The organism is Haloplanus sp. C73 (assembly GCF_051195115.1).
In the GTDB taxonomy this organism is placed as follows: Archaea; Halobacteriota; Halobacteria; order Halobacteriales; family Haloferacaceae; genus Haloplanus.
This window is the reverse complement of record NZ_JBNTJZ010000003.1, coordinates 348472-368561: the sequence shown is the minus strand read 5'-3', so window position 1 is coordinate 368561 and position 20090 is coordinate 348472. Positions and strand designations below refer to the sequence as shown.

Genomic DNA, 20090 nt, shown 5'->3' with positions numbered 1-20090 from the left:
TCGCTTCGCGGGCGAACGAGTCGGTCGTGGCGGGTTCGGCCACCATACACGAGCGTTCGCGTCCCACGGCAAAAGCGTTCTGCAAGCTCCGACCCGGGTCAGTGCTCGCCGCCGGGGACGCCCTGCCGGTCGGAGTCGAGGTCGATGTCGAGGTCGTCGAGTACGGCCACCATCTCCGCGCGCTTCTCCTGATGCTCTTCGAGGAACTCCTGCATGAGTTCGGCGGCTTGCTCCTTACAGCCGCCACAGAGGCGCTCGCCACCGACACACTCCTCGTACACCTCGGCCGCGAACTCGTCGTCATCGCCCGAGAGGAGGTAGGCGTACAGTTCGTAGACGGGACACTCGTCGGCCTCGCCGCCGAGTTCCCGCTGTTTCTCCGCCGTCTCTCGCCCACCCGTCGTCGCCGACTTCACCTTGTCGTAGCCGTCCTCGGGGTCGTCGAGGAGGGAGATGTGCGAGGCCGGCACCGACGACGACATCTTCCCGCCGGTCAGACCCGTCATGAACCGGTGGTAGATAGAAGAGGGCGGGAGGAAGCCGTAGCCGCCGTGGTCGACCTCCACGTCTCGCGCCAGTTCCTCCGCCTCGGTGCGGTCCATGTCGAAGGCGTCGATGTGTTCGTCGTAGCGTCGCTTCTCGCCCGGAATCGACTCGATGAGGGCGTCGAACGCCTCGTCGGTGGCGTTGCGGTCGAGGAATCGGACCCGCGGGCGAAGCGGCTCCTTCCCGGCGGCCCGGAGTTTGTCGATGGCGGCGTCGCGGGCGGCATCGGGCGCCATCTCCCTATCGAGCCAGTCGGCGGCGTCCTCACAGCGAACGGTGTCGGTATCGTCCGACAGCGCGGCGTAGGCGGCGGCGAGGTGGTCGCGCTCCTCGGCGTCGGCCTCGAAGGAGGCGTACGCCTCGGTCACTTTGAACGAGCGCATGCGGGCGGCCACGTCGCGCGCGAGGCGCATGTGCGGGTCCTGGTCGGGACCGACCGGGATGACGGTGGGTTTCGGCTCCTCCAACTGCGGGTAGAGGATGTCCGCCATCTGCGTGACGACGGATTGCATGTGGGAGACGGAGGTTTCGCCGTCGAAGCCGTAGATGCCCTCGAACTCCGCGAAACGGGCGTTCGACCCGAGTTCGAACGCGAGGTCCTGCACCTCGCGGTTGGTCGACTGCCGGTAGAGTTCGCCGTCCTCGGGGTCGAACCCGAGCGCGAGCAGTGAGAGCAGGTAGTCGCGGGCGTGCTCGTCGATTTCGTCCCACGACAGACCGCGGGCGCTGTGGGCTTCGAGGTCGGCGATGAGGGCGTAGGCGTCGGCGCCCGCCTGCTGGTGCCAGATGATTTCGTCGAAGACGAGTTTGTGGCCGATGTGGGGGTCGCCGGTGGGCATGAATCCCGAGAGGACGGCCGCGTCCTCGCCCTCGCGAAGCGCCTCGGCGACCGGGCGGTAGTCGCGGTGGCCGAAGATGACGCCCCGGCGCATCAGATAGTGGGGGTTCGGCACCTCGTCGATGACCTCGTCGAAGGATTCGATGCCGAACTCCTCGAACAGTTTGCGGTAGTCGGAGACGGTCGAAGAGCCCCACGGGTCGAGCGCGACGTCGTCGGCGCCGGCGGCGCTTCCGCCGTCGGTCACGGTCGTCGAATCGCTCGAATCGTCGTCGGACGCCGGGTTGGCGTCTCGTGAATCGTCTCGTGTCATGTTAGGGCGTGAGTCGCTCGACCGACAGCCAGTCTATCCCCTCGTTCACGTCGGTCAGCGCAAAAACCATTCGTTTCCGGACCCCGCCGGCCAGCCGGACGTCGAGCGAGAGGTCCCGCGGGAGGAAGGTGTGGTCGGGGGAAAGTACCCGAATCAGGCGCGCCGAGTGGTCCATCTCGTCGAGCGTGGTGAAGGAGTCGTACGTTCGGAAGTCGGCGCCGAACTTGAACCCGCTCTTGGGGACGCTTCCCGCCGCTCGGAGCGCCGCGTAGGTTCGGAGCCGGCGGTCGAATCGCTCGCCTTCCACCTGCCGGCCGCGTTCGACGACCCGTGGTTCGTCGAGCGCGAGAGCGTCCCGACGGGCGAGATACGCCGCCTCGACGAGCGAGAGTTGGAGCGGGCCGGCGTCGGCGTTGCGCCCGTGGAGCCGCTGGCCGTAGAACCCCCGGTCGTGGAGGTCGGTCGGCGCGTCCCACACCACCGCCCGGTCGGCGAGGAGGGCGGCGTCGAGGTCGGTCGGCGGGTCGTATCGCTCGCCCTCGCCGTCGGCCTCGCCCGCCGCGCCCGGTGTCCCCGTCTCGAAGTACGTGAGTTCGCCCTCCTCGTCGACGACGGCGAGGACGATGTCGCCGAGGGCGGCGGCGGCGATGGTTTCGCGCTCGCCGGCGACGCGGACGCGATGGGCAACGGCGTCGTCGGCCGGTCCCTTCCCGCGCGGGTAGACGACGAAATCGGCGTCATCGGGGTCGTCGACCCAGCCTTCGCGGGCGGGCGAGAGGTAGAATCCCCGGTCTCGGAGGTCCTTGTAGACGACGAACTCGAGGGCGACGTCGGTGGCGACGAGGAACGTCTGGAAGTCGAGCGGGTCGCCGTCGGGGCCGAGGACGGCGTCGAGGTCACCCCGAAAGAGGAGGTGAGCGGCCTCGACGGGCGCGAGTTCGATACGGTTGCCCGAGAGCGGGCGACCGTAACCACGGGCGTCGTAGAACCGCTGTCGGGCGTCGTCACCCACGCGGACCGTCCCCGCCTCGAACGTCCCTTGCATACCCGTGTGGGGGCGGGGCGCGGGTAAATGGCCTGCGGTGCAGTCACGAGTCACAGGTGCCGTCGAGACACCGCCGTCCCGTCGCCGTCTCGAACGTCGGCAGTCCGCAGGCGCAGGCGTCGACGACGACGCCCGCGGGTATCGTAAACGCCGTCTCGCAGTCGGGGTAGGCGTCACAGCCGGCGAGCAGACGGCCGTTCCGGCGGATGATGCGCAGGGCAGAGCCACAGTCCGGGCAGGCCCACTCGCGGTCGAACCGGTCGCGAACCGCGTCGTCGAGGGGGTCGCAGGCGCGGTCGATACACACGGTGAACGTGTCGCCCCGGTCGACGCGCATCCGTGGCAAGCCGCAGTCCGGACACGGCTCGTCCACCACCGTCGCGCCCGCGACCAGCGGGTAGCGTGTCCCCGTATCGAGGTCGACCACCGCACCGCCGGCCCGAATCAGCGGCCCACCCGTCTTCGGACTCGTGCCGACGGGGACGCCCGCCTCGGTGACGGGGTAGACCGACCGCCGGATTCGGTCGCCCGTCACTCGGAGCGTCCGGTCGTCGAGGTGGGCGGTCAGGCCGAACCCGTCGCCGTCGCGTTCGACGGTGACGTCGTCGGCGCGGGTGAGCCACGCCACGGGCTGGTAGCCGTCGGCGTCGTGGACGAGGACGGTCCGGTCGGGCTTGACGAGGACGAGGACGCGCCCGCGGTGGGTGCGGTCGTCGGTCGAGACGGTACAGTCGCCGGCGAAGGCGCGGATGGCGTCTGGCACGCGCCGGGGTGGCGCCGTCTCCGGATGAAAACCCTCGGGCGAAGCCCTTTCAGCGATGGCGAGCGGCCGGCACGTATGGACGCGGTTCTGTTCGACATGGACGGCGTAATCGTCGACACCGAGGACTTCTGGCGCACCAGAGAGGCCGAGGTCATCCTCCCCGCGGCGGTGGCCGAGGGGAATCCGTCGCAGGACGAAATTCGGGGCGTCAACTACCGCGAGACCTACGACTACCTCGCCGATACCTACGAGATGGCACTCGACCGCGAGTCGTTTCTCGACCTCTACGAGGAGGCGGCGACCGACCTCTACGACACGACGGACCTGCTCCCCGGCTTCCGTGACCTACTCACCGACCTGCGGGCCCGCGACTGCCGAATCGCCATCGTCTCCTCCAGCCCCCGGCACTGGATTGCCCGCGTCGTCGAGCGGTTCGACCTCGATGTGGACGTGGTGCTGAGTACGGAGGACGTCGACGGCCCGGGCAAGCCGGCGCCCGACGTCTACGCCGTGGCCGCGGAGCGAGTCGGGGTGGCGCCCGAGAACTGCGTCGCCGTCGAGGACTCGCCGAACGGCGTCCGGGCGGCGACCCGCGCCGGAATTCTGACCGTCGCGTACGGCGGCGACTCCGAGGCGACGGAGTTGGCGGAGCGAGCGGCGAACACGCCCGACGAACTTCGGGCGGTGTTGGCGGAGCTCTAGCGATTACAGCCCCTCACTCCACCCGCACCGACCGCTCTGCCACCACCGGACGCAACGGCAACTCCGGGAACGTCACCTCCACCTGAAAGTCGAGTTCGTCGGCGTCCGCCCCAAACACCCCGACGGGAACCGTCGTCACGTCGGAGAGATACGCTTCCGTCTCGTGCATCTCGACGTCGTTGACGGTGACGCGGACGCCGACGCGGGCGGCGCCGCCGTCGTTGCGGACGCGCACCTCGCACATCCGGTTGTCGCCGGCGGCGATGGCGTCGGGGAAGTCGCCCCACGACACGTCGATGGCGGGGAGGTCGGCGGCGGCGGAGACGACGCGCTCCGCGACGCCAGCGGCGAGGCCGGCGCGTTCGAGTTCGTCCACGCCGGCGTCGACGACATCGGCGGGGCGGGAGAGGCCGCCGGCGGCGAGATTGCGCGCTCGGCCGGCGCCGACGCCGTCGATGGCGGTGAGCGAGACGGCGTCGCGACTGACGCCGTGTTCGATGCGGGCTTCGAGGCGGGAGACGAGGTTGGCCGCGCGCGGGCCGGCGAAGCGGGCGAGAAACTCCCGGAGTGCCGCGAGCAGGCGGAGCGCGTTCCGCCGGATGACCCACGCGTCGCTCCGCAGGTCGGCGGGGACGGAGTCGCTCGTCGACGCTCGGAGGATGGCGAGTACCTTCCGCGGGCCGTCGTCCAGTCCGTCGCCCTCGCCGCCGAGGACGGCGTCGACGGCCTCTTGCTCCGACCGGCGGGCCGACACGGAGTCGAACTCGTCGGCGTCGGCGACGGTCTGAAGGATGGCGTCGGTGTCGATGCGCTCGCGACCGGCCAGCGCGTGAAACGCCGCCGCCGTCGACAGCCGGAGGTAGTATTTCGAGGCGAGACGGCCGAGCGGCGTCGACTCGATGCCGAGGTCGTCGCCCATCTCGACGAAGCCGCGGTCGACCAGCGATTCGAGCGTGTCACGCACCCGGTCGCGAAGCCCCTCGAAGTCGTAGGCGGCGGGTTCGGACGCGGCGCGCACGTAGTAGTACGTCGTCTCGAGCCACGAGAGCACGTCGTCGAGGTCGTCGATGGTGCCCATCGCAATCTCGGCGTTGAGGTGGGCGTCCAAGTCGGCGGCGAGGTGAGATTCGATTTCGGTCCCCTCGCGGAGGAGACGGCGATACCGGTCGGCGTCGGAGCGGTCACAGACTATCCAGCCGTAGCCCACGTCGTCGTAACCGGGACGGCCGGCCCGACCCAGCATCTGGAGGAGGTCGAGGGGGCTGATGTCGACCTCGCCTTCCAGCGGGTCGTGGTACTTGGTGTCGCGGACGATGACACAGCGCGCGGGGAGGTTGACGCCCCACGCGAGCGTGGAGGTGGAGAAGAGGACCGAGATTTTGCCCTCGCGGAACCACTGCTCGATTCGGTCGCGGTCGTCTTTCGAGAGGCCGGCGTGGTGGAAGGCGACGCCGTCGAGGACGGCCTTGTGGAGTTTCTCGTCTCCCAGTTCCTTGGCCTCGGTGTGGAAGTCGTAGTCGCCGCGGGACCCGACGGGAATATCGCGCTCGGCGAGTTCGTCCCGCGTCTTCGCGGCGGCGCTGACGGCGTCCTGTCGGGAGGCGACGAACACGAGCGCCTGCCCGTCCTCGCGAATGTGGGGTTCGGCCAAGTCGAGCGCACGGTAGAGCCGGCGATACTTGTCCGCGAAGGAGTTCTCGCCGTGAGTGTAGGTTTTGACGCCGGTCTGGAGGTCGACGGGGCGGTACTCGTCGCCGAAAGAGAAGGTCGCTTCGGGGGGAGCGTCGAGCCACGCGGCGACGTCCTCGACGTTCGGCATGGTCGCCGAGAGGGCGACGAACCGGGGGTCACAGAGCCGGCGGAGTCGGGAGACGGTGACTTCGAGGACGCCGCCGCGGCGCTCGGAGTCGAGGAGGTGAACCTCGTCGATGACGACACAGTCCACGTCGGTCACGAAATCGTAGCGCCGGGAGTCGTGTTTGCGCGTCGCGGAGTCCACCTTCTCGGGCGTCATCACGAGGACGTCGGCGTGGCGCGCGCGCCGCGGGTTCAGGTCGCGTTCCCCGGTGACGACGTAGACGGAGTAGCCCATGTCCTCGAAGCGCTCCCACTCACTCTCTTTCTCGTTGGTGAGCGCGCGCATGGGGGCGATAAAGAGGGCCGTCCCGCCCTCGCTCAGCGTCTTGCAGATGGCGAGTTCGGCAAGCGCCGTCTTCCCGCTGGCGGTGGGGGCGGAGGCGACGACGTTGTGGTCGGTGTCGACGAGGATGGGGAGCGCCTCGCGCTGCATCGCGTTGAACTCCTCGAAGTCGAAGGCGTCGGCGAACTCGGGGACGGCGTCGGCAACCTTCACGCCGTCGGCACCTCCCAAGCGACGTAGACGCCGGACAGAAGCATAGGTGAGTCGCGGGGCCGGGGCGTCAAAGGCGTTTCCGTCGGCGGCGTCAGTCGGTCGGCTCGGCGGCCGACTCGTCGGCGCCCGCGCCGGCGGCGTCCGCGAACAGCCCCCCGCGAACCGCGTGGGCGTAGTAGGCACCGACGCCCACCGCGGCGACGACGTTCGACGCCGTGACCGCCCAGAAGACGAGGGGCATCCCGAGGTCGAGACCGGGCGCGATGGTCACGCCGAGCAGGGAGACGGAAGCGGTCGCGGGGAGCGCGAGGGCGGCGACGGGGAGGCGCACGCCCCAGTATTTCAGCAGGTCGGCGACGAAACTCGTCCGAGTGCGGCCCGTGCCATTGAAGCCGGCGAGGAGGAGGTCGACGGCGCCGATGGCGGGATAGCCGTAGACGAGAATGGTCAGGTACTGGACGGTGAGTGCGAGGCCGTCACCGGAGAGGTCGGGGACGAACAGGCGGGCGACGGCGGCGGGAGCGACCCACTGGACGGCGCCGAGGGCGGTGAGGAGGCCGGCCGCAAGGGCAACGCCGACGCGGGTCGTCTGCCGGGCGCGAGACGGCTTCTCGGCGCCGACGTTCTGCCCGACCATGCTCTGGGCCGCCTGCGCGAGGCCGCGCGAGGGGAGGACGGCCACGCTGGCGACGCGGGCGCCGACGGTGTAGGCGGCGAGGCCGGCGGCCCCGCCGACGACGGCGACGATGCCGACGAGCGCGACCCGGACGCTCTGGCTGACGACCTGTCGGCCGGTGATGGGTGCGCCGACGGCGAGCAGTTCGCGCATATCGTCGAGACGGAGGGTGAGGTGCCGGCGCGCGAGACGCATTCGGGGACCGAGCGCGAACGCGAGAGCGAGACAGAGGCCGCCGGCGTAGCCGGCAACCGTCGCGAGCGCCGCACCGTAGACGCCGAGCGCCGGGACGGGGCCGACGCCGAAGATGAGAATCGGGTCGAGGGCGAGGTTGACGACGACGGTGGTGACGTTTATCCAGAGCGAGGTTCGGGAGTCGCCGCGGCCGACGAACCCGGCTTCGAGCGCGTCGCTCGCGCCCGCGAGTGGCAGGCCGAGCGCGACGGTGCCGAGATAGAGCGCGGCGAGCGGCGCCACGTCGGGACCGGCGCCGACGAGGCGGACGATGGGCGTGGCGCCGACGGCGACGACGGCGCCGAGAAGGGCGCCGAGGACGAGAGCGAGGCAGACGCCGTGAACGACCATGCGGCGCGCGCCCGCGCCGTCGTCGGCGCCGACGCGCTGGGAGACGAGAATCTGCGTGCCGACGAAAGGCGTCACGAGGAGGGCAAAGAGCAGGCCGAGCACGGGTATCGTGAGACCGACGGCGGCGACGGCCGTCTCGCCGAGGCGGCCGAGCCAGAGCGTGTCGATGACCTGTTGGGCGACGCGGACGACGTTCTGGACGACGAGCGGGGCCGCGAGAGAGAGGAGGGTTCGTGGAATCGGCCCGTCGACGATGGCCGCCCGCTGGTCGCTCATCCGTGCTGTCAGTTTAGGAACACGGGTCATAGACGTGTCGGTCGCGGCGATGGACACGGAAGGTGTAAATCGGCGGAGGACGTATCGACGCCGTGGCACGACCGCTCCGTTTTCGACACGCCCCCGGTCGCTGGACCGAGGGTCGAGTGCGCGCCGAGGTGTTCGAACCGCTCGACGACAACCTCGGCGCGACGAGCAGTCGCCCGTGGTTCAAACCGCCGGCTGGATACGACGCCCGGCGGTTCGACGTCGACAACGGCGACACGGCGCTTTTCTGCTGGGACGACAACGAGGCCTACTGGCTGGGCAACACCGAGACGCCGTCGAGTCTCTGGCGCACCGAGAAGTACGGCTTCACCGAGATACCGAGCGCAGTCGCGGAGTGGGCCGAACGCGAACTGCAGGCGGAACTGCACGAGCAGTCACCGTGGCTCGCGGACTACCCGCATCTCTCGTGGTTTTTCCTCCCCGTCTTCCTCTCGAAAGACGGCCGGTGGACGACCCGTGAGTTCTTCGAGGAACACGCCGCAGGCTTCCCGGACGCGAGTCAAGACGACGCCCTCGACTTCTACGAGTCGTTCCTGTCGACGGGCATCCTCGACGAGTACCGAGAACTGATGGCGGGGAAACTCGGCACCTCCGAACGCCTCGACCTGACGCGGATGGCGGCGTCGATGGGCGAGTTCAACACGGCGAAACTGCTCGTCGACATGGGCTACGACGTGGAGCCGGAGATAGAGGTGTCGACGGGCCACTCCATCGACTTTCAGGCGCGGGCCGAGAGAGGTGAACAGCCGCTGGTGGAGGTGACTCGGCCGTTGCCTCCGAATCGCCGGTCGGCGGGCACGCCCGTCGCGGCGGTTCGGGATACGGCACAGACGAAAACGAGCGGCCAGCTATCGGCGCACGCGGGCGGTGTCGTCCTCTTCGTCGACTGCTCGTCGTTCCCGGACGACGACTGGTTGTCCGTCGTCGGCGAGCAACCGGACGTGGGACATCGGCCTGCAGTCGTCTATCGGATGCGACCAGATGGACGCGTCGACGGCTACACGAAAGGCTCGGTGCCGCTAGAACTGAACGCGATACTTTAGAGGGAGAGCGGCGTCGGACCGGACTCGCCGAGCGCCGTCGGGTCGCGGTCGCTGTAGAAGCGTCGACCGATGGCCTTGTGACCGACCGCGGAGCGAACGGAGAGACGCACGTCCTCGGGAGAGTCGAACTCCTCCTCGCCGAGGCGTTCGAGCACGTCGCCGACGCGCTCCGTGCCGCGCTGGAGTTCGAGTTCGTGGTCGCCGTGGTTGGCGATTATCTCCTCGGTGGTGGTCGGGTAATCCAGGGCGTCTATCATTTCGCCAGTGCCGTTGAACTTCATCATCGTATTCCACACGGTCGATAACTATAATGGTTTTCCATTCACTTCATTAGTCTGAGCTAGGTCTTTAATCATCCTTAATTGAAGATTCGTGGCGCGAGAACAAGGCACAAGGTCTTTCGGCGGAGGCAGCCAGAGAGGCGTATGGACGTCGTCGCCGACCTACATGTTCACACGCCGGTTTCCGACGGTCGGCTGACGCTGGCGGAACTCCCCGCCGCCGCGCGGTCGGCGGGCGTCGAGGTGGTGGCGGTGACCGACCACGACCGAATCCATCCGGGGCTGGACGCGCCGGTGACGACCCGCGACGGCGTGACGGTCGTTCGCGGCGTGGAGTTACAGGTCGAGACGCCGACGGAGCGAGTCGACTTGCTGGGCTACGGCGTCGAGCGGACGACAGCGCTACAGGCGGAACTCGACCGCATTCAGACCGACCGCATCGAGCGCGCGCGCCGCATGACCGAGCGAATCGAGGACCGACTGGACGTCTCGCTCGACGTGACGTTCGAACCGGGCGTCGGGCGCCCGCACGTCGCCCGCGCCGTCGACGAGAGCGAGGCCGACTGCGACTACGCGGGGGCGTTCGAGCGCTTCATCGGCAACGACGGGCCGTGTTACGTCTCGCGCGACGTGCCGAGCGTCGAACGGGGGGTTGCCCTGATCTCGGAGGCGGCCCCCGTCGTCTCGCTCGCCCATCCGTTTCGCTACGCGGACACGGAAGCGGCGCTGGACCTCGCCACCTCGCTCGACGCCGTCGAGCGCTACTACCCCTACGACCGGCCGGTGGACACGGCACGGCTGGACGAGGTGATAGAGCGCCACGACCTGCTGGCGACGGGGGGGAGCGACGCCCACGACGACCGACTCGGCCTCGCGGGGCTGTCGGCGTCGGCGTACGCCCCGATAGCGTCACGTCTGCCGGATGCGCAGGGTTAAACCGGAGGGAGCGCCTAGCCAGCGTATGCACTGCCACTACTGTGATCGCGAGGCCGCCTACGCCGCGGAGAAGGAGGGCATTCGCGTCGGCCTCTGCGAGAGCCACTTCCGCGAGCGGCTGGAGGAGCTCGCGGAATCCGATGACCTCGCCGCCCTGCGCGAGAAAATCGACATCGACCGCACCGAGTAATCTGTCTTTCTACAGCACCGTTCCGAACCAGAGATAGAGCGCCGCGAGAATCGACTGGAAGGAGAGCGACCCGAGCGCCGACAGGAGCGCGAACCGTCGGTCGTCCATCCCGGCGAGTCCGGCGGGGACGGTCACCATCCCGCGCGTGAACAGGAGCGTGTTGCTCACGGGGACGACAACCGGCCCCCAGCGGTCGAACCAGCCCTCGAAGCGAGCGAGTCCCTCGTCGCTGACGCGGAACCAGCGGGATTCGAGCAGTCGCTCTCGCCCGGCGCGCTTGGCGAGCGTAAACAGGAAGAGTTGACCGACGGTGGCGCCGGCGACGGCGACGACGACGACGGTCACCGCCATCGAAATCGAGCCGCCGAGGAGTGCGAGCGCCCCCGGAACCACGAGTTCGCTCGGGACGACATAGAGCAGCATGGCCCCTTCGAGGACGAACACGCAGAAGAGAACGAGCAGGCCGTAGTCTGCGGTCAGCAGGTCGCGGAGGGCGGTCGGGAGCTGTGAGACCTGAAGCGGCGCGAACACGTCCGCGTCTCCGGTGCGCGGCGATATATCGGTTACGTCACGGAGCGACGAGGTTTTGAGCGCGCCGCGCCGAGCGTGAGATATGCATCCGACCGACCGTCCGCGACGCCTCCGACGCGACGGCGTGCGCTCGCTGGTCAGCGAGACCGACCTCGACGCGACCGACCTCGTCGCCCCCGTGTTCGTCGACGCGACGACCGACGAGCGCGTCCCCATCGAGTCGATGCCGGGACACGAGCGCGTCCCCGTCGACGAGGCTGTCCCCCGCGTCGAGGAGGTGCTGTCGACGGGCGTCGAGGCCGTCATGCTCTTCGGTATCCCCGAGTCGAAGGACCACGAAGGCACTCGCGCGTGGGCGAGCGACGGCGTCGTCCAGCGGGCGACGCGAGCCATCACGGCGGAGACGGACGCGACGGTCATCACCGATCTCTGTCTGTGTGAGTACACGGACCACGGCCACTGCGGCGTTCTGGAGGACGAGGCTCGCGACGACCCGACGCTGACCGTCGACAACGACGCGACCCTCGACTTGCTCGCACGGACCGCCGTCTCGCAGGCCGAAGCGGGAGCAGACATGGTCGCCCCCTCCAGCATGACCGACGGAATGGTCGGCGCCATCCGGACCGCCCTCGACGACGCCGGCTTCGACGACGTGGCCATCATGTCCTACGCCGCGAAGTACGAGAGCGCCTTCTACGGCCCGTTCCGCGACGCCGCCGACGGGGCGCCCGCGTTCGGCGACCGGCGACACTACCAGATGGACCCCGCGAACGGGCGCGAGGCGCTTCGGGAGGTCCGTCTCGACGTCGAACAGGGTGCGGACGTGCTGATGGTCAAACCCGGCCTGCCCTACCTCGACGTAGTCCGTGACATCCGCCGGGAGTTCGACCACCCCGTCGCGGCCTACAACGTCAGCGGCGAGTACGCGATGCTCCACGCCGCCGCGGAGAAAGGGTGGCTGGATTTGGAGGCCGTCGCCCAAGAATCGCTCCTCTCGCTCAAACGCGCCGGCGCCGACCTGATAGTCACGTACTTCGCGGAGTCAGTCGCGCCCGAGTGCTGAAGCGAGTCGTCCCGAACGGGGCGCGGACGAAGCCAGAGTCTGCGAAGTAATGACATCTATTCTACACTATATTCGTCAAGTTATCCGTCGAAATCGAGTGCGCAATTGAGTAATATACGTCCTTAAACACCCTATATCTACTATTAAACCGGACGAACATCCACGGCAGACGGATTATACAGACATTTGTCAACGCTAATGCTTATACTATGTCGTAACAGTACGTTCTATCGCAACACGGAGAACGAACATGGTAGAAGTAATCGGAAACACGAACGTCTGTCCAAGCACCGATAGCGAAGTACCGCTGGCGGAGGTGGCCGTATGCTGACGCCGCTGCAGGTCGACCCCTCGGCCATCACCTCGGGCGTCAACAACGCGTGGATTCTGACCGTCAGCTTCCTCATATTCTTCATGCACGCCGGCTTCGCCATGCTCGAGGCGGGGCAGGTGCGCTCGAAGAACGTCGCGAACCAGCTGACGAAGAACATGCTGACTTGGAGTGTCGGCGTCATCGTCTACTTCCTCATCGGCGCGGGCGTCTCGACGCTCGTCGGCGGCGGCTCCAACCCGTTCGGCTACATCACCGGTAGCTCGGCGGGCTGGGTCGGCTGGCTGTACGGCGCGGTGTTCGCCATGACGGCGGCGACCATCGTCAGCGGCGCCGTGGCGGGCCGCGCAAAACTCCGCGCGTACGTCACGTACACCATCCTCCTGTCAGCGGTCATCTACCCCGTCGTCACCGGTCTCACTTGGGCCGGCGGCTTCCTGACGACCATCGGACCGGGATTCCAGGACTTCGCGGGCGGCATGATTGTCCACGGCATGGGCGGCATCGCGGGCCTCACGGCAGCGTGGGTGCTCGGCCCCCGCATGGACCGCTACAACGACGACGGGTCCGTGAACATCATCCCCGGCCACTCGCTCACCTTCGCGGTGCTGGGGACGCTCATCCTCTGTTTCGGCTGGTACGGCTTCAACGTGGGCACGTCCGCCATCTTCAGCGACGCCGGCGTGCTCAGTGACCAGCTCGGTCGCGTCGCCCTCACCACGACGATGGGCATGGCCGCGGGTGCAATCGGCGCCGGTGCCGCCGCGCTCGCCAAGACCGGCAAGGTCGACACGCTCTACGTCGCGAACGGGATGCTCGCCGGCCTCGTCGGCATCACGAGCAACACGAACGCAATCACGTGGATTGGCGCGCTGGTCATCGGCGGCCTCGCCGGTGCCCAGCTTCCGGTCGTCTTCGAGTTCGTCGAGAAGCGCCTCAAAATCGACGACGTCTGCGCGGTGTTCCCGGTCCACGGGAGCGCGGGCGTTCTCGGTGCGGTGCTGTTCCCGCTGTTTGCGGTTCCGGGCTACGGCGTCAGCTTCGTCGGGCAGATTGCTGGCGTGGTCGTCATCGCCGCGTGGACCATCGTCGCGACGGCGCTGGTGTTCGGTGTCCTGAAGGCCGCGGGTCAGGCCCGCGTCTCCCCCGAACACGAGCGTGAGGGTCTCGACGTGGCCGAACACGGCGTCAACACCTACCCCGAATTCGGCGAACCGGACGTCGTCGCCGACGGCGGCGACGACTTCCGCACTGACGGCGGCGAGGACGTCGAACTCCGAACCGACGGCGGTCACGAGATTCGCACCGACGGCGGCGAAGACGAGCGCGACATCAAGATGGTCGTCGCGATGCTTCGCCCCGAGAAACTCGGTGACGTGAAACAGGCCATCGCGGAGGTCGGCGCCCCCTCGATAACCGTGACGAACGTCTCCGGCCGCGGCTCACAGCCCGCGAAGAAGGGCCAGTGGCGCGGTGAGGAGTACACGGTCGACCTGCACCAGAAGGTGAAAGTCGAGTGCGTGGTCGCCGACGTGCCCGCGGAGGACGTCGCGGAAGCCATCCGCGAAGGCGCCAACACGGGCGAACCCGGCGACGGCAAAATCTTCATTATGCCCGTCGACAACGCGATTCAGGTCCGAACGGGCAAGGAGGGTCCCGACGCAGTCTGAACTGCGGCGGCCGACCCCGAGCACCACCGACTCCTTTTCCCGTAGGTTCTTTCCGCAGTGGCCCACACCGACAGGTATGAACCACGACGAATCGCGCGAACTGTACGACCGAGCGCTGTCGGTGCTGGCTGGCGGCGTCAACTCGTCGGTGCGGGCGTCGATGCCGTACCCTTTCTTCGTCGAGAGCGGTGACGGCGCCCACGTCGTCGACGCCGACGGCAACCGCTATCTCGACTACGTGATGGGCTACGGGCCGCTGCTGTTCGGCCACGACCTGCCCGAACCCGTGGAGGCGGCGATTCAGTCACACGTCAGCGCCGGCCCGATGTACGGCGCCCCGACGGAGGTGGAAGTCGACCTCGCGGAGTTCGTCACCCGACACGTCCCCTCCATCGAGATGCTTCGCTTCGTCAACTCGGGGACTGAAGCCACCGTCTCGGCGGTCCGTCTCGCCCGCGCGTACACCGGGCGCGACAAAATCGTCGTGATGCAGGGCGGCTACCACGGCGCACAGGAGTCGACGCTGGTCGAGGGGTCGCCCGAGGGCGCGACGCCCTCCTCGCCGGGCATCCCCGACTCCTTCGCCGAACACACCATCCCCGTCCCGTTCAACGACTCGGACACCGTCACCGACGTTTTCGAGGAACACGGCGACGACATCGCGGCGGTCCTGACCGAACCCATCCTCGGCAACATGGGCGTGGTAATGCCCGTCGAGGGCTTCCACGACACGCTCCGCGAACTCTGTGACGAACACGGCGCGCTCCTCATCTTCGACGAGGTGATTACGGGCTTCCGCGTCGGCGGCCTCGGCTGTGCCCAGAGCGAGTTCGGCATCACGCCCGACCTGACGACGCTCGGCAAAATCGTCGGCGGCGGGTTCCCCGTCGGCGCCATCGGCGGCCGGGCGGAAATCGTCGAACACCTCACGCCCGGCGGCGACGTGTTCCAGTCGGGCACCTTCTCGGGCCATCCGGTGACGATGGCCGCCGGCCTCGAAACCCTGCGCTACGCCGCCGAGAACGACGTGTACGACCACGTGAACGAACTCGGCGAGCAGTTGCGCGCCGGCATCACCGACATTCTGGAGGAGCGGGCGCCCCAGTACACGGTCGTCGGCACCGACAGCATCTTCAAGACAATCTTCACCCGCGACGGACAGGCCGGCGAGGGCCGCTGTGTGGCCGGGTGTCGCCAGCGCGAGGACTGCCCGAACTTCGACGCCTGCCCGAAGACCGGCGCCGACGTCGCGGCCGCCGAGACCAACCGCTGGGAGCGGGTGTTCTGGCAGGAGATGAAAGAGCAGGGCGTCTTCCTCACCGCCAACCAGTTCGAGGCGCAGTTCGTGAGCTACGCCCACACCGAGGAAGACATCCAGCAGACGCTGGACGCCTACCAGAACGCGCTCTAGTCCTCGCGTTCGTGATACGGCGGGACGAAGATATCGTCCTCGACCATCTTCTCGATTTGACGCTCGGTCACCTCCTCGGCGTAGGTGTCGTGGTCGACCGGCTGGCGGTCGAGCCAGAGGTTCTTCGGGTATATTTCGCGGTCGTAGATGGGCTGGATGAGTTCGGTCCGCAGGTCCTTAATCCAGTTCGTGAGCGGCGACTCCGTCCGGTGTTCGCGGAGGCCCTCGACGTCGATTGGGGCCGCGCAGTACGACGACCCGGCGCCGTAGGCGTGTTCGGCGAGCACCTGCCCCCGGTGGTCGACGACCATCGACCCGCCGCCGAAGGTGTCGACCGGCGTCTCGGCGTCGGGTGAGACGTAGTAGGTGCCGAGATTCGGTGCGACGACGTAACAGGTGTTGTCGAGGGCGCGCGCCCGGTTCTGAATCTTCCAGCTGTCGTTTGCCACCAGCGGTTCGGGGCAGGCGATGCGACAGATTATCTCGGCGCCGTTCATGGCGAGGCCGCGGACGTACTCCGGATACGCCCCCTCGATGGCGAGCGAGATGCCGATGCGCCCGATATCGGTGTCGACGACGGGAAAGAGGGAATCGAGGTCGTCGCCGTTCTCGTCCTGCCAGTCGTCCCACACGTCGTGAGGCGACACCGACCGCTCGACCGGAAGCAGGGGGGTCAGTTTCCGGTGGGTGTGGACGATGTCGCCGTCGGGGCTGATGACGAAGGCGGTGTTGTAGAACTTCTCGTCGTACTCCGGCGCCTTCTCCTTCGCGGAGGCGACGAGATACACCTCGAACTCCTTGGCGTACTCCCCGAGCGTCTCGGTTTCGGGGCCGGGGATGTCGATGGCAATCTCTTCCCGGTAGGTGGCGTGGTCCATGTCGCGCACCTCGTCGGTAAAGCCCTGCAACGCGCCCTCGGGGAGGACGGCGAGTTTGACCGGGAGTTCGAGGCCACTGAGCCACGTGGCCGCGGAGAGGGCCTCGTGGATGTGTTCCAGATTCCGTTCGATGTCGCTGCGCTCCTCGGCGCCCCACACCGTGGGGGAGAGACCGACCGCGTTGTATGTGGGAATCTTCGACATCGGGGACGGCTACTCGACTCTCCCACGAATAGTTCGGGGTCGCGGGCAGGCGTCCGTTTTCGCGGGCGCCGACGGAACTGATGGGCTTTTCACGCTCGGGGGCGACGGCTCGGACATGAACACGCGCGGGACAATCCGGCTAGCGACGCGCGGGTCCGACCTCGCCTTGCGCCAGACGGCGAGCGTCAGCGACCGCCTCTCCGCCCGACGCCTCGACGTCGACGTGGTCGAGGTGTCGACCCGTGGCGACGAGATTCGCGACGAACTCATCCACCGCCTCGGGAAGACGGGCGCCTTCGTGCGCGCACTCGACGAGAAGGTACTCGACGGCGACGTCGACGCCGCGGTCCACTCGATGAAGGACATGCCGACGGAGTCGCCGCCGGAACTGGTCGTCGCCGGCGTCCCGGAGCGGGCGCCCGCGGGCGACGTCCTCGTGACGCCGGACGGGAGTGACCTCGATGACTTGCCGGAGGGTGCCGTCGTCGGCACGTCGTCGCTCCGGCGGGGCGCACAGCTACGCCGCGAGCGCCCGGACCTGCAGGTCGAACCCCTGCGGGGTAACGTCGACACTCGCGTCGAGAAGTTGCTCGCGCCCGCCCTCCAGCGAGAGCATCAGCGCCGACTCGACGCGGAGGACGAAGCGGAGGGCGAACACCCGGACGCCTTCGACCAGACGGCCGAGGAGTGGTTCGACGGGCTGGCGGAACTGGAGCGGCAGGCGATGGAGCGGGACCCGGACATCGAGTACGACGCCATCGTCCTCGCGGAGGCGGGCCTGCAACGGAGCGGCCTGCTCGACGACGTGGCGACGACGCGCCTGCCGAAAGAGCGGTTCGTCCCCGCGCCGGGACAGGGTGCCATCGCCGTGACGACGCGAAACGATTCGGACGCGACGGAGATAGTTCGCGAACTCGTCGACGACCCGGTGACGCGGGTGCGGACGACCGTCGAGCGGACGGTCCTCGCGGAACTCGGCGGCGGCTGTATCGCACCAATCGGCGTCCACGCCGCGGTACAGGGCGAGTACGTCCACGTGTCGGTGCAGGTGCTCTCGCTCGACGGCGAGGAGGCCATCGAGCGGACCGCCGACCTCCCGATTACGTCGCACGCTGACGCGGCGGCGTCGCTCGCGGCCGACCTGCGGGAGGAGGGGGCCGCGGAGCTAATCGACCGGGCGCGCGAGGAGGCCGACGAGTGAGCGCGCGCGTCGCCGTCTTCCGGCCGGACGACGAGCGAATCGAGACGGCCCGGAGCCTCCTCCGAGACTTGGGCGTCGACCCCGTCGCGGACCCGATGCTCGCGGTGGAACCGACGGGCGCGACCCCCCGCGACGCGGAGTACGTGGTGTTTACGAGCAAGACCGGGGCGGAACTCGTCGCGGAGGCCGGATGGGACTCCGGCGACGCGACGGTGGTCGCCATCGGCCCGCGGACGGCCCAAGCCCTCGAATCGGCCGGCTACGCGGTCGACCTGCTCCCCGAGGAGTACTCCTCGACGGGGCTGGTCGACCTCCTCTCGGACCGCGCCGCGGGCGCGAGCGTCGAGGTGGCGCGAAGCGACCACGGGAGCGCCGTCCTGCTCGACGGCCTCCGCGACGCGGGGGCGTCAGTCCACGAGACGGTGCTCTACCGACTGACGCGACCGGACGACGCGGGTGAATCGGCGGCCATCGCCGCCGAGGGTGACCTCGACGCGGCGTGTTTCACGTCGTCGCTGACGGTCGAACACTTCCTCGACGCCGCGGCAGAACGGGGCGTCCGCGATGCCGCGATTCGGGGATTGAACGAGGCCGTCGTCGGCGTCATCGGCGAGCCGACCCGAGAGACGGCGGAATCGCTCGGTATCGACGTCGACGTGGTGCCCGCGGAGGCGACGTTCGAGGCGCTGGCGCGTGAGACGGTCGCGCGCCTGCGCGAGACGCAGTAGTCGAAGGTTTATCCGCGATGCCGACCGATGAGGTGGTGATGTCACAGCCCGTCCCCGAACTCGCAGAGCGGGCCGCGGCGTGTGCCGACCGGCTCCGAGACGCCGAGACGGTCCTGCTCGCCTCCCACATCGACGCGGACGGGTTGACGAGCGCCGCCATCGCGGCGACGGCGCTCGAACGCGCCGGGATTCCGGTCGACGTCGTCTTCGAGAAACAACTCGACGAGGCGGCCATCGCCCGCATCGCCGCGACCGACCACGAAACCGTGTTTTTCACCGACTTCGGGAGCGGCCAACTCGACATCATCGTCGAGTACGACGACGCGTTCACGCCGGTCGTCGCCGACCACCACCAGCCCGCGGATGCGGAGACGGCGTACCACTGCAACCCACTTCTGGAGGGGCTGGACGGCGCCAGCGAACTCTCGGGAGCGGGGGCAGCGTACTGTGTCGCGCGTGCGCTCGCGGACGAGTCGACGGACAACCGTGACCTCGCGGCGCTGGCCGTCGTCGGCGCCGTCGGCGACATGCAGGCCGGGACTGACGGTCTCACCGGCGCCAACGAGGGCATCGTCGCCGAGGGCGTCGACGCGGGCGTCGTCCGCGAGGGGACGGACCTCGCGATGTACGGGCGGCAGACGCGCCCGCTTCCGAAACTCTTGGAGTACGCGAGCGACGTGCGCCTGCCGGGGATTACGGGCGACGAGTCCGGCGCCGTGCGCTTTCTGTCCGGCCTCGATATCGACCTGCGGACGGACGGGGAGTGGAAGCGGTGGGTCGACCTCACCACCGCGGAGCGACAGACGCTCGCGAGCGCCCTCCTCAAACACGCGGTGACGCGGGGCGTCCCCCCCGCCCGCGTCGACGACCTGATTGGGACGACGTACACGCTCCTCGCCGAGACGGAGGGGACGGAACTCCGGGACGTGAGCGAGTTCTCGACGCTCTTGAACGCGACGGCGCGCTACGAGCGCGCAGATGTCGGCCTCGCGGTCTGTCTGGGTGACCGCGAGGCGGCGTTAGAGCGCGCGCGGACCCTCCTTCGCAACCACCGGAAGAACCTCTCGGAGGGCATCGAACTGGTGACCGAGGAGGGCGTCACCGCCGAGGACAACCTCCAGTGGTTCGACGCCGGGACGCGCATCCGGGAAACCATCGTCGGCATCGTCGCGGGGATGGCGCTCGGCTCGGAGGGCATCCGGAGCGACCGGCCCATCGTCGCTTTCGCCGCCGCCGACGAGGGCGAGGTGAAAGTCTCGGCCCGCGGGACGCACGCGCTGGTCCGTGACGGACTCGACCTCTCGGTCGTGATGCGCGAGGCCGCGCAGTCCGTCGGCGGCGACGGCGGCGGGCACGACGTGGCCGCGGGGGCGACGATTCCCGCGGACCAGCGGGACGCGTTCGTCGCGGCGGCGGACGCCATCGTCGGGAAACAGCTCGGGTGAGAACTGTCAGCTCGACAGACAAAGATAGAAGCG

The 20090-nt window shown here is 68.5% G+C and carries 18 protein-coding genes; 10 read left to right on the top strand and 8 right to left on the bottom strand.

The genetic code is table 11. From position 1 onward, the window contains the following. Window positions 1–98: 98 nt before the first annotated feature. The 3 genes from ACQUSQ_RS08385 to ACQUSQ_RS08375 are packed head-to-tail and all read right to left on the bottom strand — an operon-like array spanning window position 99 to window position 3505. The gene (locus ACQUSQ_RS08385; protein WP_435068213.1) at window positions 99–1697 is read right to left on the bottom strand and encodes a tryptophan--tRNA ligase; all 1599 of its coding nucleotides are present in this window, start codon (window positions 1695–1697) and stop codon (window positions 99–101) included. Between the two features lies 1 nt (window position 1698). Beyond that, window positions 1699–2742, bottom strand: a complete 1044-nt coding sequence (gene endA, locus ACQUSQ_RS08380; protein WP_435068211.1) for a tRNA-intron lyase — start codon at window positions 2740–2742, stop codon at window positions 1699–1701. Between the two features lie 43 nt (window positions 2743–2785). Beyond that, window positions 2786–3505, bottom strand: coding sequence for a DUF91 domain-containing protein (locus tag ACQUSQ_RS08375; RefSeq protein WP_435068209.1), 720 nt, complete (start codon window positions 3503–3505; stop codon window positions 2786–2788). Window positions 3506–3580: 75 nt separating this feature from the next. On the opposite strand from ACQUSQ_RS08375, the gene ACQUSQ_RS08370 reads away from it, so the two are divergent. Next, window positions 3581–4207 carry an HAD family hydrolase gene (locus ACQUSQ_RS08370; RefSeq protein ID WP_435068207.1) on the top strand — a complete coding sequence of 209 codons (627 nt, stop codon included), beginning with the start codon at window positions 3581–3583 and terminating at the stop codon, window positions 4205–4207. 13 nt (window positions 4208–4220) lie between these two features. Here the strand turns inward: ACQUSQ_RS08370 and ACQUSQ_RS08365 are convergent, their stop codons facing one another. Together ACQUSQ_RS08365 and ACQUSQ_RS08360 are read right to left on the bottom strand one after the other, a co-directional pair. Further along, on the bottom strand, window positions 4221–6560 hold the full coding sequence (locus ACQUSQ_RS08365; protein WP_435068205.1) for a DEAD/DEAH box helicase: 2340 nt from the start codon (window positions 6558–6560) through the stop codon (window positions 4221–4223). Window positions 6561–6651: 91 nt separating this feature from the next. Continuing rightward, window positions 6652–8097, bottom strand: coding sequence for an MATE family efflux transporter (locus ACQUSQ_RS08360; RefSeq protein ID WP_435068204.1), 1446 nt, complete (start codon window positions 8095–8097; stop codon window positions 6652–6654). A gap of 92 nt (window positions 8098–8189) precedes the next feature. Between ACQUSQ_RS08360 and ACQUSQ_RS08355 the strand changes: the two genes are divergently transcribed. Next, the gene (locus ACQUSQ_RS08355; RefSeq protein WP_435068202.1) at window positions 8190–9188 is read left to right on the top strand and encodes a DUF5784 family protein; all 999 of its coding nucleotides are present in this window, start codon (window positions 8190–8192) and stop codon (window positions 9186–9188) included. Here the strand turns inward: ACQUSQ_RS08355 and ACQUSQ_RS08350 are convergent. Next, window positions 9185–9469 (bottom strand): DUF5789 family protein, encoded by a 285-nt coding sequence (locus ACQUSQ_RS08350; RefSeq protein WP_435068201.1) that lies wholly within the window; start codon window positions 9467–9469, stop codon window positions 9185–9187. The genes ACQUSQ_RS08355 and ACQUSQ_RS08350 overlap by 4 nt on opposite strands. 144 nt (window positions 9470–9613) lie before the next feature. Here ACQUSQ_RS08350 and ACQUSQ_RS08345 point away from each other — a divergent pair, with 144 nt between their 5' ends. Both ACQUSQ_RS08345 and ACQUSQ_RS08340 read left to right on the top strand, forming a co-directional pair. Further along, window positions 9614–10405 (top strand): PHP domain-containing protein, encoded by a 792-nt coding sequence (locus ACQUSQ_RS08345; protein ID WP_435068199.1) that lies wholly within the window; start codon window positions 9614–9616, stop codon window positions 10403–10405. 25 nt (window positions 10406–10430) lie between these two features. Further along, window positions 10431–10595, top strand: a complete 165-nt coding sequence (locus ACQUSQ_RS08340) for a DUF6757 family protein (protein WP_169719066.1) — start codon at window positions 10431–10433, stop codon at window positions 10593–10595. Between the two features lie 9 nt (window positions 10596–10604). Here ACQUSQ_RS08340 and ACQUSQ_RS08335 read toward each other — a convergent pair whose 3' ends face one another. Next, complete coding sequence (locus ACQUSQ_RS08335) at window positions 10605–11126, bottom strand: DedA family protein (RefSeq protein ID WP_435068197.1); 522 nt, start codon at window positions 11124–11126, stop codon at window positions 10605–10607. An 82-nt stretch (window positions 11127–11208) separates the two neighbouring features. Here ACQUSQ_RS08335 and hemB point away from each other — a divergent pair, with 82 nt between their 5' ends. The 3 genes from hemB to hemL all read left to right on the top strand — a co-directional run bounded on the left by hemB (window position 11209) and on the right by hemL (window position 15601). Next, window positions 11209–12189 carry a porphobilinogen synthase gene (gene hemB / locus ACQUSQ_RS08330; RefSeq protein ID WP_435068195.1) on the top strand — a complete coding sequence of 327 codons (981 nt, stop codon included), beginning with the start codon at window positions 11209–11211 and terminating at the stop codon, window positions 12187–12189. Window positions 12190–12513: 324 nt separating this feature from the next. After that, a complete protein-coding gene (locus tag ACQUSQ_RS08325) occupies window positions 12514–14190 on the top strand; it encodes an ammonium transporter (protein ID WP_435068193.1) in 1677 nt (558 codons plus the stop codon). 76 nt (window positions 14191–14266) lie between these two features. Continuing rightward, entirely contained in the window at window positions 14267–15601 is a 1335-nt protein-coding gene (gene hemL / locus ACQUSQ_RS08320; RefSeq protein WP_435068191.1) for a glutamate-1-semialdehyde 2,1-aminomutase, read from the top strand. Here the strand turns inward: hemL and ACQUSQ_RS08315 are convergent. Then, window positions 15598–16683, bottom strand: coding sequence for a nitrilase-related carbon-nitrogen hydrolase (locus tag ACQUSQ_RS08315; RefSeq protein ID WP_435068190.1), 1086 nt, complete (start codon window positions 16681–16683; stop codon window positions 15598–15600). The genes hemL and ACQUSQ_RS08315 overlap by 4 nt on opposite strands. Window positions 16684–16798: 115 nt before the next feature. On the opposite strand from ACQUSQ_RS08315, the gene hemC reads away from it, so the two are divergent. From hemC to ACQUSQ_RS08300, 3 genes are read left to right on the top strand one after another with little or no spacing between them, the layout of a single operon-like run. Continuing rightward, window positions 16799–17884, top strand: coding sequence for a hydroxymethylbilane synthase (gene hemC / locus ACQUSQ_RS08310; RefSeq protein ID WP_435068188.1), 1086 nt, complete (start codon window positions 16799–16801; stop codon window positions 17882–17884). After that, window positions 17881–18612 (top strand): uroporphyrinogen-III synthase, encoded by a 732-nt coding sequence (locus ACQUSQ_RS08305; RefSeq protein ID WP_435068186.1) that lies wholly within the window; start codon window positions 17881–17883, stop codon window positions 18610–18612. Before hemC ends, ACQUSQ_RS08305 begins: the two co-directional genes overlap by 4 nt. A gap of 38 nt (window positions 18613–18650) precedes the next feature. Then, window positions 18651–20057 (top strand): DHHA1 domain-containing protein, encoded by a 1407-nt coding sequence (locus tag ACQUSQ_RS08300; protein ID WP_435068185.1) that lies wholly within the window; start codon window positions 18651–18653, stop codon window positions 20055–20057. The last annotated feature ends 33 nt before the right edge of the window (window positions 20058–20090 follow it).